This is a genomic window from Burkholderia sp. BCC1996 (genome assembly GCF_905339955.1).
In the GTDB taxonomy this organism is placed as follows: Bacteria; Pseudomonadota; Gammaproteobacteria; order Burkholderiales; family Burkholderiaceae; genus Burkholderia.
In genome coordinates, this window is the sequence record NZ_CAJPHM010000066.1 from 1 (window position 1) to 2,637 (window position 2,637).

The window sequence follows — 2,637 nt, forward strand, 5'->3', positions numbered from 1 at the left end:
ACTGTGCGGACGGGTTGCTGGACGGGAAGAACACCTTGCCGAGCGTGACGGCGATATAGCTGTAGACGCCGAAGTCGAACCATTCCATCGCGTTGCCGAACGCCATGGCCCCGACCGCACGCTTGAGGACGGCAGGGTCGACGATCGTGATGTCATCCAGCTTGAGGGCCTTGCGCGAAGACCGGGCTTTCGCGGGGTGCGCTTGCGATGAACTCAATGAACGCTCCTGGAAGGCGCCTTCGCGGCCGGCCGAGCGGGTGCGCGGCGGGGCGGGCGCGGGACCGTCGGGGACGAAGGCGGTTGTCTCGGGATCGCCATGATGTCGGTGATGCGGCGCGCGGCACGCGACACCAGGCAAGTGGGTTGGTGTGAATCAGTGTAGAGAAACGGGGAACACGGACTATCGGTCATGCGCCCGGAAACCGGTCGAAAACGACACGGATGGCGCAGGCGGGCAAGTCGCCATGCCGCGCGGCGGCGCGTGTGCGGCGGCAAGGCGGTACGGGTTGCGACGGCGGCGGTCTATGCCGCGATCACGGCGTGGACGGATGCGGCACGGTGCGGATCGTGTGGGCGTGACGGCGTGACGGGGTATGGGCGTGACGGGCAAGACGGACGTGACGGACGTGACGGGCATGACGGGCATGACGGACGGCCGGAGCGTCGCACGCGCATACGCCCGCCCCGGAAGCCGCGCCGGAACCGGATGCATCGCCGCAGGCCGGCGTCGTCGAAAAACGATTCGGAGTGCGAATGCATCGGGGCGGTGGTTCGATGCAGTCTCCACCGCCCGTTCATCAGAACATGTGGCGGATCCCGACGTTCGCGCCGACGGTCGTGCCGGTGACCGCGTAAAGCGCGTTGGTGATCCCCAGCCCGGTGTTCATCGCACCGTGGTTGTTGACCATCGCGACCTGCGCGTACAGCGCGGTCGCCTTCGACAGGCTGTAGGTCGTGCCGATCGCCGCGAGCAGCGAGTGATTGGCCGTGTCGTTGCGATCGCTGGTGAACCAGACGCCGCCGTTCAGGTCGACGGCCGGTGTCGCCTGGTAGTCGAGGCCGCCGCCGTACACGTTGTTGCTGAACGAGCCGCCGACCTTGTAGCTCGTGAACGATGCCTTCGCGGTGACCGGGCCGAAGCGGTAGGCGGCGCCGATCGTGCGCCCGACGAACGCGACGGTGCTCGGCGTCGGCGTCGGGTTGGTGCCGTCGTTGCCGTCGTAGAACGCGGCGTCGATCATGAAGCCGTCGTGCTCGTACTTGAGGCTCGCCGAATACTGGCGGCCGGCCTGGAAGTCGCCGGCCTTGCCGCCGAACGCGAACATCGCGCTGCCGGTGAGGCCGGCGACCGTCGGGCTCGTGTACGACACGGCGTTCGGGTTGAACAGGCCCGTCACCAGCACGTTGTCGACGTAGTTGATCAGCCCGCTGCCGAAGTGCGAGAAGCTGCGCGGATCCGAATCGAAGATCGCGAGCAGGAACGGCGAATACTGCACGCCGGCCTTGACCGTGCCGAACCCGCCGTCGAGCCCGACCCACGCCTGGCGGCCGAAGAAGTTGCCGTTCGAATGCGCGAACGCGCCGTTGGTGACGGCGAAGCCGCTCTCGAGCTGGAATTTCGCCTTGAGTCCGCCGCCGAGATCTTCGGTGCCGGTCATCCCGAACGTCGTCGGCGTCATGCCGGTGTCGGCCATCGCGAACTGATGGCCGGCGTTCGCGCCGGTGGCCGCGTCGCGTGTCTTGCTGGTGTACAGCAACGCGGCGTCGAGGTTGCCGTACAGCGTCACGCTGCTCTGCGCGAAGCCGCTGCTACTGGCCAGCGCGCCTGCCAGCGCTGCGCAACCGATCACGATTCTGCTTTTCATTGAGGTGTCTCCAGTGTTGTTGTACGTCGATGCATCGAACAAGGGGATGCGGCGGATGCCCGCGTGGCGGTGTCCGTCGCATGAGCCGCGCACGCAGGGTGGGGCGCGGCGGGACGCACGTGCGCGGCCGGGTGGCGGCCGCGTGCGACGCGTTCAGGGCGGGGATGGGCGCCCGAACGCGCGTGTGTCGACAGTGGCGGGTGCGGCCGGTGCCGGCCGCGTCATTCAGAGCGAGCGGTTGAGCTGCTCGAGGATCGCCGGGTTCTCGAGCGTGGACGTGTCCTGCGTGATCGCCTCGCCTTTCGCGAGCGAGCGCAACAGGCGCCGCATGATCTTGCCCGAGCGCGTCTTCGGCAGGTTGTCGCCGAAACGGATGTCCTTCGGTTTCGCGATCGGCCCGATCTGCTTGCCGACCCAGTCGCGCAGCGCCTTCGCGAGCGCCGCCGCTTCCTCGCCTTCCGGACGCGAGCGCTTGAGCACCACGAACGCGACCACCGCCTCGCCGGTCGTGTCGTCCGGGCGGCCGACCACCGCCGCTTCCGCGACCAGCTCGTGCGACACCAGTGCCGACTCGATCTCCATCGTGCCGAGCCGGTGGCCCGACACGTTCAGCACGTCGTCGATGCGGCCCATGATCGTGAAGTAGCCGGTGTCCTTGTCGCGCACCGTGCCGTCGCCGGCGAGATAGAGCGTGCCGCCGAGTTCTTCCGGGTAGTAACTCTTCCTGAAGCGCTCCGGGTCGCCCCAGATCGTGCGGATCATCGCCGGCCAT

General features: G+C 67.9%; 2 protein-coding genes and 1 pseudogene. All 3 read right to left on the reverse strand.

What is annotated here, in order from left to right; genetic code table 11:
* Window positions 1-217: pseudogene (locus U4Z64_RS37145) on the reverse strand (MFS transporter); the annotation flags it as partial.
* 580 nt (window positions 218-797) lie between these two features.
* Window positions 798-1,865 carry a porin gene (locus U4Z64_RS37150; RefSeq protein WP_321822669.1) on the reverse strand — a complete coding sequence of 356 codons (1,068 nt, stop codon included), beginning with the start codon at window positions 1,863-1,865 and terminating at the stop codon, window positions 798-800.
* Between the two features lie 225 nt (window positions 1,866-2,090).
* Window positions 2,091-2,637, reverse strand: a 547-nt coding sequence (locus U4Z64_RS37155) for an AMP-binding enzyme (RefSeq protein ID WP_415750632.1), incomplete at its 5' end; no start/stop codon positions are given.

What these genes read in the sequence shown, in the direction of transcription:
- U4Z64_RS37150 (WP_321822669.1), bottom strand. Translation starts at nt 1,865, where the DNA reads ATGAAAAGCAGAATCGTGATCGGTTGCGCAGCGCTGGCAGGCGCGCTG.